This window comes from Litoreibacter albidus, assembly GCF_900107015.1.
Lineage (GTDB): Bacteria > Pseudomonadota > Alphaproteobacteria > Rhodobacterales > Rhodobacteraceae > Litoreibacter > Litoreibacter albidus.
The window spans coordinates 203,139-218,503 of record NZ_FNOI01000003.1; the positions used below are offsets into that span (position 1 = coordinate 203,139).

General features: G+C 61.8%; 15 protein-coding genes. 8 read left to right on the top strand and 7 right to left on the bottom strand.

The window, feature by feature from the left end; translation table 11 throughout:
- Nucleotides 1–52 precede the first annotated feature (52 nt).
- Nucleotides 53–493: a hypothetical protein gene (locus tag BLW66_RS09410; protein ID WP_089946891.1), complete on the top strand. Its 441-nt coding sequence runs from the start codon at nucleotides 53–55 to the stop codon at nucleotides 491–493.
- A 14-nt stretch (nucleotides 494–507) separates the two neighbouring features.
- A complete protein-coding gene (locus BLW66_RS09415; RefSeq protein ID WP_089946892.1) occupies nucleotides 508–798 on the top strand; it encodes a PAAR domain-containing protein in 291 nt (96 codons plus the stop codon).
- Nucleotides 799–860: 62 nt separating this feature from the next.
- Here BLW66_RS09415 and BLW66_RS09420 read toward each other — a convergent pair whose 3' ends face one another.
- Nucleotides 861–2,660, bottom strand: a complete 1,800-nt coding sequence (locus BLW66_RS09420; protein ID WP_211664267.1) for an ABCB family ABC transporter ATP-binding protein/permease — start codon at nucleotides 2,658–2,660, stop codon at nucleotides 861–863.
- Nucleotides 2,661–3,000: 340 nt separating this feature from the next.
- Here BLW66_RS09420 and BLW66_RS09425 point away from each other — a divergent pair, with 340 nt between their 5' ends.
- The gene (locus tag BLW66_RS09425; protein ID WP_089946894.1) at nucleotides 3,001–3,678 is read left to right on the top strand and encodes a type 1 glutamine amidotransferase domain-containing protein; all 678 of its coding nucleotides are present in this window, start codon (nucleotides 3,001–3,003) and stop codon (nucleotides 3,676–3,678) included.
- A gap of 39 nt (nucleotides 3,679–3,717) precedes the next feature.
- Here BLW66_RS09425 and BLW66_RS09430 read toward each other — a convergent pair whose 3' ends face one another.
- Nucleotides 3,718–4,911 carry a LysM peptidoglycan-binding domain-containing protein gene (locus BLW66_RS09430; protein WP_170833446.1) on the bottom strand — a complete coding sequence of 398 codons (1,194 nt, stop codon included), beginning with the start codon at nucleotides 4,909–4,911 and terminating at the stop codon, nucleotides 3,718–3,720.
- Between the two features lie 38 nt (nucleotides 4,912–4,949).
- On the opposite strand from BLW66_RS09430, the gene BLW66_RS09435 reads away from it, so the two are divergent.
- The 5 genes from BLW66_RS09435 (at nucleotide 4,950) to BLW66_RS09455 (ending at nucleotide 7,700) form a co-directional block, all read left to right on the top strand.
- Complete coding sequence (locus BLW66_RS09435) at nucleotides 4,950–5,504, top strand: LOG family protein (RefSeq protein ID WP_089946896.1); 555 nt, start codon at nucleotides 4,950–4,952, stop codon at nucleotides 5,502–5,504.
- Between the two features lie 132 nt (nucleotides 5,505–5,636).
- On the top strand, nucleotides 5,637–6,095 hold the full coding sequence (locus BLW66_RS09440) for a hypothetical protein (RefSeq protein WP_089946897.1): 459 nt from the start codon (nucleotides 5,637–5,639) through the stop codon (nucleotides 6,093–6,095).
- The gene (locus BLW66_RS09445; protein ID WP_089946898.1) at nucleotides 6,092–6,676 is read left to right on the top strand and encodes a hypothetical protein; all 585 of its coding nucleotides are present in this window, start codon (nucleotides 6,092–6,094) and stop codon (nucleotides 6,674–6,676) included. Before BLW66_RS09440 ends, BLW66_RS09445 begins: the two co-directional genes overlap by 4 nt.
- The gene (locus BLW66_RS09450) at nucleotides 6,676–7,236 is read left to right on the top strand and encodes an SCO family protein (RefSeq protein WP_089946899.1); all 561 of its coding nucleotides are present in this window, start codon (nucleotides 6,676–6,678) and stop codon (nucleotides 7,234–7,236) included. Before BLW66_RS09445 ends, BLW66_RS09450 begins: the two co-directional genes overlap by 1 nt.
- Nucleotides 7,236–7,700: a rhodanese-like domain-containing protein gene (locus tag BLW66_RS09455; RefSeq protein ID WP_089946900.1), complete on the top strand. Its 465-nt coding sequence runs from the start codon at nucleotides 7,236–7,238 to the stop codon at nucleotides 7,698–7,700. The genes BLW66_RS09450 and BLW66_RS09455 overlap by 1 nt, the downstream gene beginning before the upstream one ends.
- A 21-nt stretch (nucleotides 7,701–7,721) precedes the next feature.
- On the opposite strand, the gene mdoH is transcribed toward BLW66_RS09455, so the two are convergent.
- The 5 genes from mdoH to BLW66_RS09480 all read right to left on the bottom strand — a co-directional run bounded on the left by mdoH (nucleotide 7,722) and on the right by BLW66_RS09480 (nucleotide 15,303).
- Nucleotides 7,722–9,602, bottom strand: a complete 1,881-nt coding sequence (gene mdoH / locus BLW66_RS09460; protein ID WP_089947087.1) for a glucans biosynthesis glucosyltransferase MdoH — start codon at nucleotides 9,600–9,602, stop codon at nucleotides 7,722–7,724.
- A gap of 17 nt (nucleotides 9,603–9,619) precedes the next feature.
- Nucleotides 9,620–11,155, bottom strand: a complete 1,536-nt coding sequence (locus BLW66_RS09465; RefSeq protein WP_089946901.1) for an OpgD/OpgG family glucan biosynthesis protein — start codon at nucleotides 11,153–11,155, stop codon at nucleotides 9,620–9,622.
- Nucleotides 11,152–12,468, bottom strand: coding sequence for an OpgC family protein (locus BLW66_RS09470; RefSeq protein WP_244508607.1), 1,317 nt, complete (start codon nucleotides 12,466–12,468; stop codon nucleotides 11,152–11,154). The genes BLW66_RS09465 and BLW66_RS09470 overlap by 4 nt, the downstream gene beginning before the upstream one ends.
- 27 nt (nucleotides 12,469–12,495) lie before the next feature.
- On the bottom strand, nucleotides 12,496–13,869 hold the full coding sequence (locus BLW66_RS09475; RefSeq protein WP_089946903.1) for a tetratricopeptide repeat protein: 1,374 nt from the start codon (nucleotides 13,867–13,869) through the stop codon (nucleotides 12,496–12,498).
- A gap of 237 nt (nucleotides 13,870–14,106) precedes the next feature.
- A complete protein-coding gene (locus BLW66_RS09480) occupies nucleotides 14,107–15,303 on the bottom strand; it encodes a CaiB/BaiF CoA transferase family protein (protein WP_089946904.1) in 1,197 nt (398 codons plus the stop codon).
- Between the last annotated feature and the right edge of the window lie 62 nt (nucleotides 15,304–15,365).

Here is a 15,365-nt window from a genome sequence, read left to right on the forward strand (position 1 = left end):
TTTATGCGCGCAATGTTTTCTGCTTTGATACGCGTATTGTAGGAGATGTATTATGACCGATCAGAGCACCAAAACACCGCTCGATATCAGCTATGACCAATCCCAAGGACGCCTTGTCATTACGACACCCGGCGGGCTGGTTGTGCATATTGAGGACCCAAGGGAGGCCAAAGCGCCCTCCACCACCCCCGATCTGGTGATCACCCCCGACCAAGACAACCTGCGCATCAACGCGCATCAGTCCTTGTCGGTGAACTCCATGGGCCAGCTGAACCTGTCCGGCCAAGAGGGTGTTACCATCAATAGCGGTGGCGACGTGACCATCGTGGCCGACAAGAATGTGACGACAGCTGCCGCCGAGACGCTGCGTTTGAACGCGACGGACATCAAAGCAGACGCCACCAAAACGTTCACTGGCGGCAGCGGCGAGGAATCGACGCTTATCTCCGACGGCGAAACCATCGTGCGCGGCGCGATGATCCGCATCAATTAGGAGGAGATCCGGATATGCCCCCAGCAGCCCGTCTTGGTGACAATCACGTCTGCCCCATGATCGATCCCGGCCCGAAGCCGCATGTCGGCGGCCCTATTTCCGGCCCCTGCGCCCCCAATGTGTTGATCGGTAATGTGCCAGCCGCCGTTGTCGGCGACATGTGCGTGTGTGTTGGCCCCCCCGATACGATTACCCAAGGGTCCTCCAAGGTGATGATCAACAACAAGCCCGCCGCCCGCATGGGCGACGCCACCGCCCATGGCGGCAAAATCGTGGTCGGCTTTCCGACGGTAATTTTCGACTAAATTCAAACGCGGCGGCAAATCCTTTTACAAGGATTTGTAGTCAGAGTTTCCAAGAAACTCTGTCACGCCGCGTCTGCATCTTCGGCCTGTTGTCGCTGCCACAAGGATGCATAGCGCCCGTCACGCGACAGCAGTTCTTCATGCGTCCCCTGCTCTGACACAATCCCGTTCTCCAGCACAACAATCATATCCGCATCCGCAATCGTCGACAGACGGTGCGCAATCGTCAATGTCGTGCGTCCCTGTGACATCTCTTGCAGCGACTTTTGGATATCCGCCTCGGTTTCCGTGTCCAGCGCCGATGTGGCTTCATCTAACAGCAGGATCGGCGGGTTTTTCAGCAACGTCCGCGCGATCCCCACGCGCTGCTTTTCACCGCCTGACAGTTTCAAGCCACGCTCCCCCACGGCGGTCTCATAGCCGTCGGGCAAATCCATGATGAAATCATGAATTTTGGCGGCGCGGGCTGCGCCCTCGATTTCGGCGCGTGTGGCATCGGCTTTGCCGTAGGCGATGTTATAGAGGATCGTGTCGTTGAACAGCACCGTGTCTTGCGGCACCACGCCAATGGCATCATGCAGGCTTTCTTGCGTCACATCGCGCACATCCTGACCATCAATAGACAGGCTGCCGCTGCTCACATCGTAGAACCGAAACAACAGCCGCCCGATGGTTGACTTGCCAGAGCCGGACGGCCCCACAATGGCCACCGTCTGCCCCGCCTTCACCTCGAGCGAGACGCCCTTCAGGATTGGCCGCTCCGCATCATAGCCGAACTCCACGCCGCTCAAGCGTACCGCGCCGTCAGTCACCTTCAAGGGCCGCGCATCCGGTTTGTCGTTTACCTCCGCGGGCTGCTCCAACAGATCGAACATCTCGCCCATATCGACCAAAGCTTGGCGGATTTCGCGGTATACCGTGCCCAGAAAGTTCAGCGGCATGGTGATCTGGATCATATAGGCGTTCACCATGACGAAATCGCCCACCGTCAGGCTGCCGTCCTGCACACCAAGGGCCGCCAACACCATCACGGTCACCAAGCCGCCGGTGATGAGCACCGCCTGCCCGAAGTTCAGAAACGCCAGCGAATAAGACGTCTTCAACGCCGCCGCCACATAGCCTTCCATCGCGCCGTCGTAGCGCGCCGCCTCGCGTTTCTCCGCGCCGAAATACTTGACCGTCTCGAAGTTCAACAGGCTGTCAATCGCCTTCTGGTTGGCGTCCGTGTCCTGGTCGTTCATCTGTTTGCGGATCTTCACACGCCATTCGGTCACCGCGAAGGTAAACCATGTGTAGAGTGCAATGGTGCCGAACACCACGACCAAGTACCAGATATTAAACACAAATGCCAAAATCACCGCGATCATCAACAGCTCTAGGATCAGCGGCCCGATGGAGAACAGCAAAAAGCGCAGCAAGAACTCCACGCCCTTCACGCCGCGCTCCACAATGCGGCTTAGCCCACCGGTTTTGCGGGTGATGTGATAGCGCATCGACAATCGGTGAATATGGGTAAACGTCTCCAGCGCAAGCATCCGCAGCGCGCGTTGCCCCACCAAGGCGAACACCACATCGCGCAACTGCTGAAAGCCTATGTTCATAACGCGCGCCACGCCGTAGGCGACCGTAAGCCCGACGGCCCCCAAGGCCAGCATCCATGCGGCGTCGCTCGCGTCGCCAGACAGCGCATCGACCGCGCCTTTGTACAAAACGGGCGTGCCCACCGCGATCAGCTTGGAGACGATCAAAAACGCCAGCGCCAGCACCACCCGCCGCTTCACCCACGCCTGATCATCAGGCCACAGGTAAGGCACAACTTTGCGCACGACGTGAAAGCCGTCCTCACTAAGGTTCTGCTTCATACGGGCGTCGGATACTTCGGTGACCATAGTGGCTGGGGCTTTCTGCTCGGGCTAGGGCTGCAACTTAGGGGCCAGCTGCTCCAAGGACCAGTGCCGAGACCGGATTAATCTGTGATTGCAGTGCACAAGGGTCTCTCCCCATTCGCACAATCCGACTGAACTTGGCGGGGTATATTCACGTTAAAGTTATGGAACCCCGCTTTTATGCGCGCGGCCAATCAATTTGCCCTCCCACCACTTTCTATCTCGGATTTGGGCACTACGTGGGGCGTACACCCGACGGCAGGCAGCGCTGACGCGCCCCTCGCGCAGACTTGGCAAACACACAAAGGAACGCCCGATGAAAATACTCATGGTCCTCACCTCCCACGACAAACTTGGCGACACCGGCAAGAAAACCGGTTTCTGGCTCGAAGAATTCGCCGCCCCCTACTACGTCTTGCAAGAAGCGGGCGCTGACATCACGCTGGCCTCCCCCAAAGGCGGGCAGCCACCGCTTGACCCAAGCAGCGACGCCGACGGCGCGCAAACCGAAGCCACCAAGCGCTTCAAATCCGACGACGCGGCACAGAAGGTTCTGGCAAACACCCACGTTCTGTCCACAATCAACGCCGACGACTACGACGCGATCTTCTACCCCGGCGGCCACGGCCCGCTTTGGGATCTGGCAGAGGACACGGACAGCATCAAACTGCTTGAAACCTTCGCGCAAAGCGACCGCCCGATTGGCGCAGTCTGCCACGCGCCCGCGATCTTCAAACACCCCAAGGGCCGCGACGGCAAGCCGATCGTGTCCGGTAAGGCCGTCACCGGCTTCACCAACACGGAAGAAGACGCTGTGGGCCTCACCGACGTGGTGCCGTTCCTTGTAGAAGACATGTTGAAAGCCAATGGCGGCGATTACCAGAAAGCCGACGACTGGGCATCCTTCGTGCTGACGGACGGCAAGCTGGTCACAGGCCAAAACCCTGCCTCGTCTGAGGACGCGGCAAAGCAGCTTTTGGCCCTGCTGAAGTAACGCAACAGTGGGGGCGCGCTTTGTGCCCCCACGCCCCCGTTAGCCTTCTGGCAACGCGAAAACCTGACCGGGGTAGATCAAATCCGGATCACGGATCAAATCACGGTTCGCCTCATAGACCCGCACATATTGCTCGCCCGCGCCGAACCTGTCGCGCGCAATCGCCCATAAGGTAAATCCGGGCTGCACCGTCACCGCCCTCGCCGCCTGCGGCACGGCTGTGGCAACGCTCACCGCTTCGCGCTGGAACGGTGTCTCAACGCGGCTGGTCACGGCACCACCCGCATCCACCTCATCCACGCGTAGGCGGTACACCCCTGCGTCCACATCCGGCAACGGGGCCTCCCAAGCGCCGCTCTCGGCGATGCGTGTGGTCTTGATCGGCTTGTCGTTCAGATAGACCCGCACAAAGCCCCCCTCCGCGCCGCGTCCGGCGAGCGCCACGGCACCCGCGTCATCGTAAGTAATCGTGTCGATCACCACATTCGCCACCACGGGCGCATCGGCGGTGCTTCGCGGCGTGGCAGGTCGCGGCGCGGGTTGCAGCACGGAGATGCCGCTGTCATCCGCCAGAACCACGGCAGGCGCATCAACGCTCTCAGACGCCTGTGCATCCTCGGGCTCATTCTTTGGCGCAGCAGACTCCGGCACAGCCGCATCCACCATCGGGGCGGCACTCACCTCAGGCGCTGGCGGCTGCACGGGCGATATCAGCACCGTCCCCGTCGACGCCACGCTGGTCCCATCCGCGCGCGCACTCATCAGCGACAATGCACGCGGCGCATCGGAGGCGGGAAAATCCAGCACGGCCCCGAACTTGCCGGAAGCGTCCGCCCTGCTGCGCGCGATTTCTTCGCCGTCAAGTATGAACACCACGGGCTGGTCCGGCGCCGCCGTTCCCGCAATCACGCCGCTGCCGTCGGGGGCCACTTGCACCACGTCGAAGCCTGGCACCTCCGCATCCGCTACGGCCTCCTCGACCGTCGCGACTGGCAACTCAGGGGCGGCGACAGGCTCAACGACGGGCTCACCCACGGACACAGCATCCGGTGTCACACCGCGCGGCTGCACCACCACATAGGCCCCCGCCAGCAGGAGTATCACCACAACCGCAGCCCCCGCGCCCGCCGCGGTGCCGCTCAAGCTTAATTTCGACCAACTGGCCATATGCACGAATTCCTTCTCCCCCACGCCCTCCTGAGATAGGCGTTGTCGCAGCGTAGCAGCCCCCATAGAACAAGGCAAAGCCACTTATGCGTCAGGAGCCCCCCATGTCCCAAGCCAAATCCGTCTGCGTCTATTGCGGGTCCCGTTTCGGCAACGACCCCGCCTTCAAGCAAGCCGCCCTCGATTTGGGGCAGGTCTTGGCGGATAAGGCATGGCGGCTGGTTTACGGCGCGGGCGATGTGGGGCTGATGGGGGCCGTTGCGCAGGCGACGCAGGCCGCAGGCGGGGAGACCTTCGGCGTGATCCCCACGCATCTGTTCCAGCGCGAGGTCGGCAAGCGCGACCTCAACACCTTCATCGTGACCGAAACCATGCATGAGCGCAAAAAGGTCATGTATATGAACTCCGACGCCATTGTGGTCCTTCCCGGTGGCGCGGGCTCGCTGGATGAGTTCTTCGAGGTGCTCACATGGCGCCAGCTTGGCCTGCACGAGAAGCCGATCTTTCTGCTCAACACCAACGGCTACTGGGACCCCTTGGCCGCGTTAAACAGCCACGTCGTGGCCCAAGGCTTCGCCGATCAAAGCCTACTGGATTTCGTGACCATCACCGACACGGTGCCCGCCCTGACCGAGCATCTCGAAGGCGCGCTCCGCTAAGTCCATCACTGCTTCATAAATACCTAAAATCCCGTCCTCCACCACCGTGCGCAGCGTCTGACCAAGATGTGATGCCGTCTTTTCCAACCGTCTTGCTACGCTGGGCCAAAGAATCAGTGGAGGACACAGCCTATGAAACTCTCTCGCCTCTTGGCCCCACCCCTACTTGCCGCCGGTCTGGCGACATCCGCCAGCGCCACCGAGGGGGAGCGCATCCAGATCACCGGCGAGGTGATCGACACATGGTGTTACTTCTCCGGCGTCATGGGCGGGCCGGACGCAGTTGTGGGCTCCGCCCACCATACCTGCGCGCTGTGGTGCTCTGCGGGGGGCATCCCTGTGGGCCTGCTGGCCGAAGACGGGGAGGTCTATATGGTCCTCAAGATCAACGGCGACGACCAGAACGCCTCTGGCGACACCAACCTGAACCTCGCCTCGCATGAGATCACCGCCGACGGCATGCTCTACAAGCGCGACGGGTTGAACTATCTGGTCGTGGAAGAGGTCATCACCGACCACGGCATCACCAACCTGAACCACGAAGACTACGGTGTCGTGCCGGGCTTCGCCATTCCGGAGCCAAAACCATGAGCGCCCGCACCCTCTCCCGCCTCGCCGCCTTAGCACTCGTCGCCGCCAGCCCCGCGTTTACTGCTGACTTCTCCGAAGGCTCCACCGCGAAAAGCTGGAACCTCTACGCCGAGGCCCCCGCATTTTTCGAAGCCAAGGTGGTCGATATCACCTGCGAGATCACGGGCGACTGCGTCGATAACTGCGGCGATGGAAGCCGACAGATCGGCCTGCTCAGGGCCAAGGACGGCGAATTGGTGTTCCCCAACAAAAACGCCCAAAGCGGCTTTCAGGGCGCGGCAATCGACCTTCTGCCGTTCTGCGGCAAATCCGTGGAGGTGGACGGGCTTCTGATCGAAGACGAAGACATCCAAGGCGCCAAGAACATCTTCCTCGTCCAAAAAATCCGCGAGACAGGCAGCACGGACTGGACCAAAGCCAACACATGGAACACCGATTGGGCCGCCAAACATCCGGACGCCAAAGGCAAAGGCCCGTGGTTTCGCCGCGACCCGCGCGTGAACGCGCATATCGCAGAGACAGGCTATTTCGGTCTGGGGCTGGAGAAAGACGCGGCGCTGATCAAGGAGCTGTTCGAGTGATGCGCTACAGCCTCTTGGCCGCACTGCTTTGCGCGTCGCCCGCGCTGGCGGACCAACCGTCCCTGCCGTTCAATCTGGGCGGCGCGTTCGAGTTGACCGACCAGTCCGGCGCGCAGCGCACGCAGGTCGACCCCGCAGGCAACGCCCAATTGCTGTTCTTCGGCTACGCCAACTGCCGCGAGATATGCTCCGCCGCCCTGCCCCTGATGGCGCAGATCGCGGACGCGGTGGCGGCGCAGGGCATCGCGGTAACGCCCGTGATGATCACCGTCGATCCGGCGCGCGACACCGTCGCCGCGATGGGCCCCGCCCTGAAGCAACACCACAGCGACTTCATCGGGCTGACCGGAACGCCGGACCAGTTGCAAGTCGCCTATGACGCCTACCAGATCGAGACAGAAGAAGTCTTTTTCGACCCGGAGTATGGCCCCGTCTACGCCCACGGCAGCTTTCTCTATCTGCTGGACGCAGACGGCCAGTTGCTGACGCTGGTGCCCCCTGTCGTGTCGCCAGAAGCCGCGGCTGGGATCGTGGCGAAATACGCCAGCGGCCAAAGCTAGTGGCGACCCTGTCGCGGCGGGCGCTGCTTTCCGGCGGGGCGGTCCTTGTGGCGGGGGGCGTGCTCTATGCGGCGGGCGGGCGGCACTTGTTTTATGACGCGATCACCGAACGCTCCGCCGCCGCAGAGCTGACGCCGGACGCCGCCCATGCGCAGGCTGTGGCTGGCGCAATCACTTTGATCGATATCCGCCGCCCCGACGAATGGGCGCGCACCGGATCGGGCGTGGGGGCGCAGCGGTTGGATATGCGCAGGCCGGATTTTATCGAGGCTTTGCGCGCGCTGACGGTGGCCACGCCGGATGTCCCCGTGGCGCTGATCTGCGCGCGCGGCGTGCGCTCCGCACGGGTCTCCAACCAGTTGGCTGAGGCCGGGTTCACCAATATAATTGACGTGCCGGAAGGCATGTTGGGATCGCGTGCAGGTCCGGGGTGGATCAAGCGCGGGTTGCCTGTCGTAAAGTGACCGCCCGCGCCTGAAGGGGCGTTATTCCGCCGGAATACCGTCCGAGTTTTCCAAAACTGCGCGCATCCGCGACCGCTCCCGCTTGGCGCTTTGGATGATCTTGGGGGCGTTGAACACCTCTGCGGTGCCCAGCTGGCGCGACGTCCACTTGAAGCGCGTCAGCTTCGCCCCGCTCAGCATCGACAGCGGCACCGCCAACACCAAGGACACCGCAATAGGCAGCAGCCACAACGTGATGATGCCCGCGAATATCCCCGCGAACAGCAACGTGCCAACCACGGTTTCAACCGCGTGGAACTTCAGCACTGTCGTCCAAGGATAGAGACCGCCCTGACGGGCCTGCGGCGTCCAGTTTTCGGTGTAGCCGATCCACGTGCGGGCCACGGCGATGGTCTGTTGCACCATCAAAATGGGCGCGTAGAGCACCGACACGATGATCTCCGTGATGAACGACAAGGCGAACTGCCCCGCGCCGCCCAGATCGCGCAGAACCGGACCCGAGCCGAGCAAAGCCACCGCCCCAAGGAACTTCGGCGCCAGCAACATGCCGTACATGAACACCAGAATGGCAAGGTTGCTCACGCTGCTCATTTCGGGCCACGCGACTTGCGGGTTCTCGCCCGTGAAGTAGCGGATCACATTGGCTTCTTCGCCCTTACCGATCAGCGCCCAGACGGTCAGCAAGGCGAACCACGCGGGCGACAGCAGATAGCCCATAGCGCCGTGGAACAGGTGGAAACGGGTCACAGGGTGAAACCCCTTGGAGCCCAGAATGTTGAGGTGTTGCAGGTTGCCCTGACACCAGCGGCGGTCGCGCAGGACGTAGTCGATCAGCGTCGCGGGAACCTCTTCGTAGCTGCCTTTGACTTGCGGCACGAAGCGCACGCCCCAGCCCGCGCGGCGCAGCAATCCGGCCTCGACGAAATCGTGGCTCAGGATCAACGCCCCCTTGGAGCGGAAGGTGTCCAGACGCGGCAGGCCCGCGCAGGAGGCAAAAGCGGCGGTGCGGATGATGGCGTTATGGCCCCAATAGTTGCCCTCATGGTCGGCCCAACGGGCCAGACCTTCGGCCAGCGCGGCACCGTAGATGGTGTTGGAGAACTGTTGGACGCGGCCAAACAATGTCTCCGCCCCGAAGAGTTGCGGGAAGCTTTGGATCAGCCCTGCGGACGGGTCATTCGCCAACTCGTCGGTGAGGCTGATAATCGCCTGCCCCGACATCAGGCTGTCGGCGTCCAGCACCAACATCGCGTCGTAGCCACCGCCCCAACGCTCCACCCAGTCGGCAAGATTTCCGACCTTGCGGTCCACGTTGTCGACGCGGCGGCGGTAGTGCAGCGCCACGTGATCCGGCAGGCTGGCGCGCAGGGTCGCAAACGCGCGCAGCTCCTGCTCCGCGATTTCCTCGTTGCGGGTGTCGGACAGGATAAACAGCGTGTAGCTGTGCGGATGCTCTGCGGTGTCGAGTTCCTCCAACATCGCGCAGGCATTGCCAAAAACATCCCACGGGACTTCGTTATAGGCAGGCACCAACAGCGCCACGTTCTGCGCGGGGGCCGCTAATTTGGCCCCTGCCGCGCGCGGGCGCATCATGTGAAACAGCCCGACCGTCACTGTGGAGACGGACAGCGATATCCAGAAAAATGTGCAGGCGATCAGCGCGATCAGCAGCCCCTCGAACACCGACAAGCCGCCGATGGCGAACCAGTTGGTGAAGGCCGCGATCAGACCGCCCGTGGTGATCAATGCGGGGAGAAACGTCGCCAAACGCCAAAGGGAGGTCGCGCGGGTGGAGACCAGCTCCGGCGCCCTGCCATCGCGGTATTCGGCGGATAGGTTTTGCACCGGAAACGCCAAAGGCATCTCCGGTGGCATCATAGATGCATTCGCATCAGCAGACATATTGGTGTGCATTATGCTCACGCGGTCCACCTGTAGAGCCAGACTTCGCTCAATGATTTGCCGTCCTTAACCAATTGCACCCTGAGTTCCGCCAATTCGGCCTCCCCCGGTTCAAACTTAAACGCCAGTCGCACGCCTCCGGTTCCCGGATTTTTTTGCAAAATCCCTTCCGACACCGTTCCACGGTTTGTGCTGACAAATTTCGTGATCGCCTCAAGGTCTTCCGCGAATAATTCGTGGTCGTCAAAGTCGACCGCGACGATCACATAAGGCGTATCCTTATCGTAGCCCTTGCCGATCCGGCTGTTGAGCACGCGCGACACGGGGCGCTTGTCCTCAGGTTCCCCACCCCAGCTCATCGCGTAGTTAAAGCTGTGCTCCGTACCAGCGGCCAAGGGCGCGCGGGGGCGCCAGTAGGCGACGATATTGTCGTAGATTTCCTTGTCAGACGGGATCTCAACCAAAGTCACCGCACCGTTGCCCCAATCCTGCGACGGGGTAATCCACAGCGACGGGCGGTTGTGGTAGAGCGCTTCCAGATCGGCGAAATCCTCCGGCTCGCGGGCGCGCTGCATCAGGCCAAAGCCGCGCGGGCTCTCGTCCACAAAGCTCGACACCTGCAAGCTGGACGGGTTGGCCAAGGGCCGCCAAAGCATCTCCCCCGCGCCGTTCCAGATCAACAGGCCCTCGCTGTCGTGAACCGCCTCGCGGAAGTCATCGAAACGGGCGCGGTTGGTTTGGTCGAACAGGAACATCGACGTTAGCGGCGCGATGCCCACGTGCTCCAGATCGGTGCGCGGGTAAAGCGTCGCCTCCACCGCGACCTTCGCCGGTTTGCCTGGTGTGATGCGGAAGCTGTAGGCCCCTGTCGTCGACGGGCTGTCAAGCAGCGCGTGCACGGTGACCGTGGTGGCGTCAGCGGTGGGGGCCTCGACCCAGAAACGCGTAAACTCGGGAAATTCCTCGCCCTGCTCGTCGCCCGTGTTCAGCGCCAGACCGCGCGCAGACAGCCCGTAGCTTTGGCCGGTGCCGATGGCGCGGAAGTAGCTCGCACCTTGGAACACCATGAATTCCTCGAACCGCCCCGGCTTGCGCAACTCGTGGCGCAGACGCAGGCCGGAATAACCAAGCGCGGGATCGCCCGCCCCCTCCACCAGCTCCAGCGGGAACTGCTCGTGGCGTTTGAAAAGCGACAGATCAAAGCCCAGCGTGCGGGCGCTGTCGCCCTCCACGATGTTGATCTCGATCGGGCGCGGGAAGTAGAGGCCGGGATGGAAGAAATCCATCTGGAACGCGCGGTCACTGTCCGCCCAGAGCGCCTTTTGGGTGTCGAACACCAAGGCTTTGTATTGGTCGTAGCTGAGGTTTTTCCACGCCTCGGGGACTTCCGGCATCGGCTGGAACTCTTCGCCCGAAAGGCGCTTGGCCTCCGCCTTCAGCCAATCGACGGAGAACGGCTGCGCCTCCCCCTTGAACACGGGCATCGCGTTGGCGGGGCTTGCCAAGGCGGCGGCCCCCATCATCGTCAGAAATGAGCGACGTGACACAGTCATGCTGCTGCCCCCGTTTTGAGTTTCCAAGGTGTGCCTTTGATCCAGCCCACGAAATACGCCACCACAACCAAAGCGCCCACGCCTACGAGGTTCACCAAAACCACGAAGGCGGTGTCGCGGCCAAGCTGATCCATCGCAAAGCCCGCAACCCGTGCGAACAGCATAGAGAAGACGAAAACCGCCAGACTTTGCTGGCCGATCTTCATGATGATTTTCACGACCTGCCCCCATGCATTCGACGCAGCACTGCTGCCTGACGCAATCAAGCGGTGGCCGCCTACACCCGCCGCAACCCACGCCAGATAGGCCACGGCGAGGAAGTGGACATAACGCAGAATGCCAAAGCCCGATTTGTCGATGAACGGCTTGTTGGCGACGCGCCAGTCGATCACCGGATTGCCGTCAAACGCGCCGAACCATTCACGACTCACCGCGCGCACACCGATGTTTGACAGCGGGATGATTCCCACCACGATAACCGCTGCGAGGACGATCAGCGCCAGCTTGACGGGCGGCGCAGGTATCCAGCCCCGCATGAACGCGAAACCGGTGAAGAAGATCAGCTGCCAGCCGAACGGGTTGAAAAACCACTGACGGTCGGACCACGGCTCCGCCGGAAGGCTCAACCATAAGTCACCCAGCCCCAGCCAGATCAAAAGCCCCTCTTGGGCGAAGAACCACAGCACAGTGATAGTCGCGGCGACCAGCCACAGGTTGACGCGGCTCAGCGCCATCATCAGCGGCATCATCACCAAGATCGCCATATACATCGGCAAAATGTCAAAATAATTCGGCACATAGGTCAGGGTGAACAGCCCGATCAGATTGTCAGCCGTGGTCGTCACAATGCCGCTGTCAGAGCCGGTGCGCCCCTCGAAAATCGGCGGAAGGTTCAAGGAATTGATGTAATCCGTCTCGAAGATGCCAAAGCTGTCCCACCACGCGACCATCATGGCGATGGTGAAAAACATGCAGATATGCGCCCAATACACCTGCCACACGCGGTAGCCCACGCGCGCCGTGCCAAGGAACCACCCCGCGCGGTCAAAGGTGCGCCCGAACGCGATGGCCGACGCCATGCCGGAACAAAAAACGAAGATCTCCGTCGCGTCGGAAAAGCCCCACCGCGCGGGGATCCAGCTGGAGAAGAAATTGCCCGGAGTGTGGGCGAATAAGATGATGATCATCGCAATGCCGCGATAAAAGTCGAGACGCGGATCGCGGGTCGTTGCACCGGACGTGCCGGAGGCCGCAGGGCTAGCTGCGAAGCTTGTCGCGGCCTGCGACAAGGAGGGGGAGGGAGCCATAGTCATATTCTTTGCGCCAGTTCTTTTGCGCGCTTATTCAGCAGGTACACTGGCCGTGCAAGAGCTTGCGTCGCGCCCCTCGGAAATGAGCGAAAAACGCGCGGCGGCGTAGCCGTCCTCCACCCCTGCCCGCTTGCGAACACGGTCCCGCAGGATGGTCTCGGCCTCGGTCAGAAAGCCCGCGCGAATGCCCGCGTCGATGGTCAAACGCTCGAACACATCGCGCTGCGCGTGGGAGCCGCCGGCGTTCTGCATGGTGTGGCGCGCCCGTGATAAATTCAAAAACGCGGTCTGGAAATCGGCCTCACCAAAAGCCTCCAGCCCCGCTGCGGCACTCAGACCCGGATTGGCAATCAAACGGTCCATCTCCAAGCGTCCCGATTTGGCATCGCGGTGCATACGGCCCATCAGCTTGGCAATCGCCTGCTTGCGCGACCCGCCGATCAACGCCAGCAAATAGTGCAAATCGGCAAAGATCAGGCAGCCGTCTTCCGTGCGGTTGGCGGACAGATCCGCCAGCTCTTCCCAGCGGTCGCCCACATCGACGCCGTTCAGCTCCAACCGCGACAACAGCGATGTTGCGTTAGAGATATCGCGGTAGTCGTCGGTCTTATCCGCGCGAATCTCCGTGTCATAAAGCGCCAGAACCAGATCATTCTGCCCCAGATCAAGATGCATCAGCGCCTTGTGCCACCACACGTGATAGCGAAAGTTGTTGCAATGTGCCCAAGCCGCCTCGCGCCCGTCAAGCCACGCCAGACCGCCCTGCGCGTTGCCCGTCATGTCGTAGACATGCGCCACCGCGTGCAGGCCCCACGCGTCATCTGCGCTAATCGCAAGCCCCGCCCGCCCCACGCTTTCCGCGCGGGCGTATTCGCCGGTTTCTTCCAAGGTGAACGCGTGGCAGCCCATCAGGTAGCCGCGCCCCGCGTGGTCCGGCCCATATGCACCCATCACGGCCTCAACCGACTGGCGCATGCCCTTGCCGTCGCCCAAAACAAAACGGATCGCGTGGCTTAATTTCATGGCCAGCGTGTCTGCGGGGTGCACGGCCAGCACATCTTCCAGATGCTGGATCGCTTCGGATTGCGCACCTGCGTAGAACGCCTTCAACGCCTTTACAAAAGACTGCTCGCGCGCGGTGATACCCGTCAGCAGGGCCGCAGCCTCCGCCAGCCCAAGCGCCTCGCGGGCCACCTCATTCAACTCGCGCCGCCCCAGCAGCATGTAGAACATGCCCTTCACCGCGTGCCCCAAAGCGAAATCAGGATCCAGCGTCAGGGCCTTGCCCAAATGCGTGGGCGTGGCCGCGCTATGCGCCATGAAGGCCAGCAGCGTGTCATTCCACGCATCAAGCGCATCGCGGGAGGTAATGGTGGTGTCTTGCCCGAATACGTCTTGGTACATGCTATAAACTCGCTTTTAATGATGCTCCGGGAAACCTTCCCAGTTTTCCGAGTCTTAGCGATTACTAGGCACCGGTAAACTGTCGCGGCAACTTCATAACGCACACGTGAGGTGGCGTGGGGCATAGGTGATCAATTTTCCGCCATTCTGGCGGCAAGCAGGCGGATTTTCGCTCTTCTTACCCGCGTTCTGACACCATTATTGTAACGTTAACGCCGGTTTGCGCCGGCCCAAGCGCTAGTCCGGCGTCGCGCCTGCCTGCGATTGCAGCCACGCCAACACCGCGTCGGTATCCTCACCGAAATGCGGCGGTGGGCGGCGGTAGGTCACAGGCGTCTTCGACAGCTTCAGCGGGTTGCCGATCAGCGTGACAGCACCCCCTTCGACGTCGCCGCGCGCCATCTCGATCTTCATCTCGCGCGCCGCCACCTGCTCCGAGGCGAACACCTGCTCCAATGTATTCACCGGCCCGACTGGCACCTTGCGCGCCTCTAACCCCGCGATAATTTCCGACATGGAGCGCTCCACCATCAGCCCCTCAAGGATCTTGAGAAGCTTGGTCCGGTTCACGATCCGCGCAGGGTTGGTCGCGAAATCAGGGGTCTCGGCAAGGTCAGGCCGCCCCAAGAAGTCGCAAAACCGCTGGTACTGGCTGTCATTGCCCACGGCCACCAGAACATGGCCGTCGGAGGCCTCAAACGTCTGATATGGCACGATGGTCGCATGCTCGTTGCCTTGGCGCTTGCGCGGCTGGCCGGTGGTCAAATGCGCAACCCCTTCGTTGATCAGCCACGCGATCTGGCTGTCCACCAGCGACAGGTCCACATGCTGCCCCTCGCCGGTGGCGTCGCGGTGACGCAAAGCCGCCAAAATGCCGACAGTGGCGTACATGCCGCACATCACGTCGGCAATGCCGACCCCCACCTTCATCGGACGCCCCCGCGGCTCACCCGTCAAGGACATGATCCCGCCAAAGCCCTGCGCCATCAGATCATAGCCCGGCTTGGCGCGGTTCGGCCCCGTTTGCCCGTAGCCGGAAATGGAGCAATACACCACCCCCGGGTGCGCCTTGAGCAGGCTCGCGTGATCCAGCCCGTATTTGGTCAACCCGTCGGGCTTGAAGTTCTCGATTACCACATCGGCCTGCGCCGCCATCTGGTGGATCACCGCCTGCCCTTCGGGCGTGGCGATATCCACGCTCACCGATAGCTTGTTGCGGTTCGCGCACATAAAATACGCCGATAAATCCGTCCGCGCCGCCTCTAGGTCATCCTTGAAGGGGGGGCCCCATTTGCGCGTGTCGTCCCCGCCAGAGCGCGGGTTCTCGATCTTCCAGACCTCGGCCCCCAAGTCGCCCAACAACTGCGTGCAGGTCGGCCCCGCCAAAATTCGGCTCAGATCCAACACCTTCACCCCGTCCAAAGCCCCTGCCATAATCCTGCCTATCACTGCTTCCCAAATACCTCCGCCGGAGGCATTAAAATCTAATCCCGATC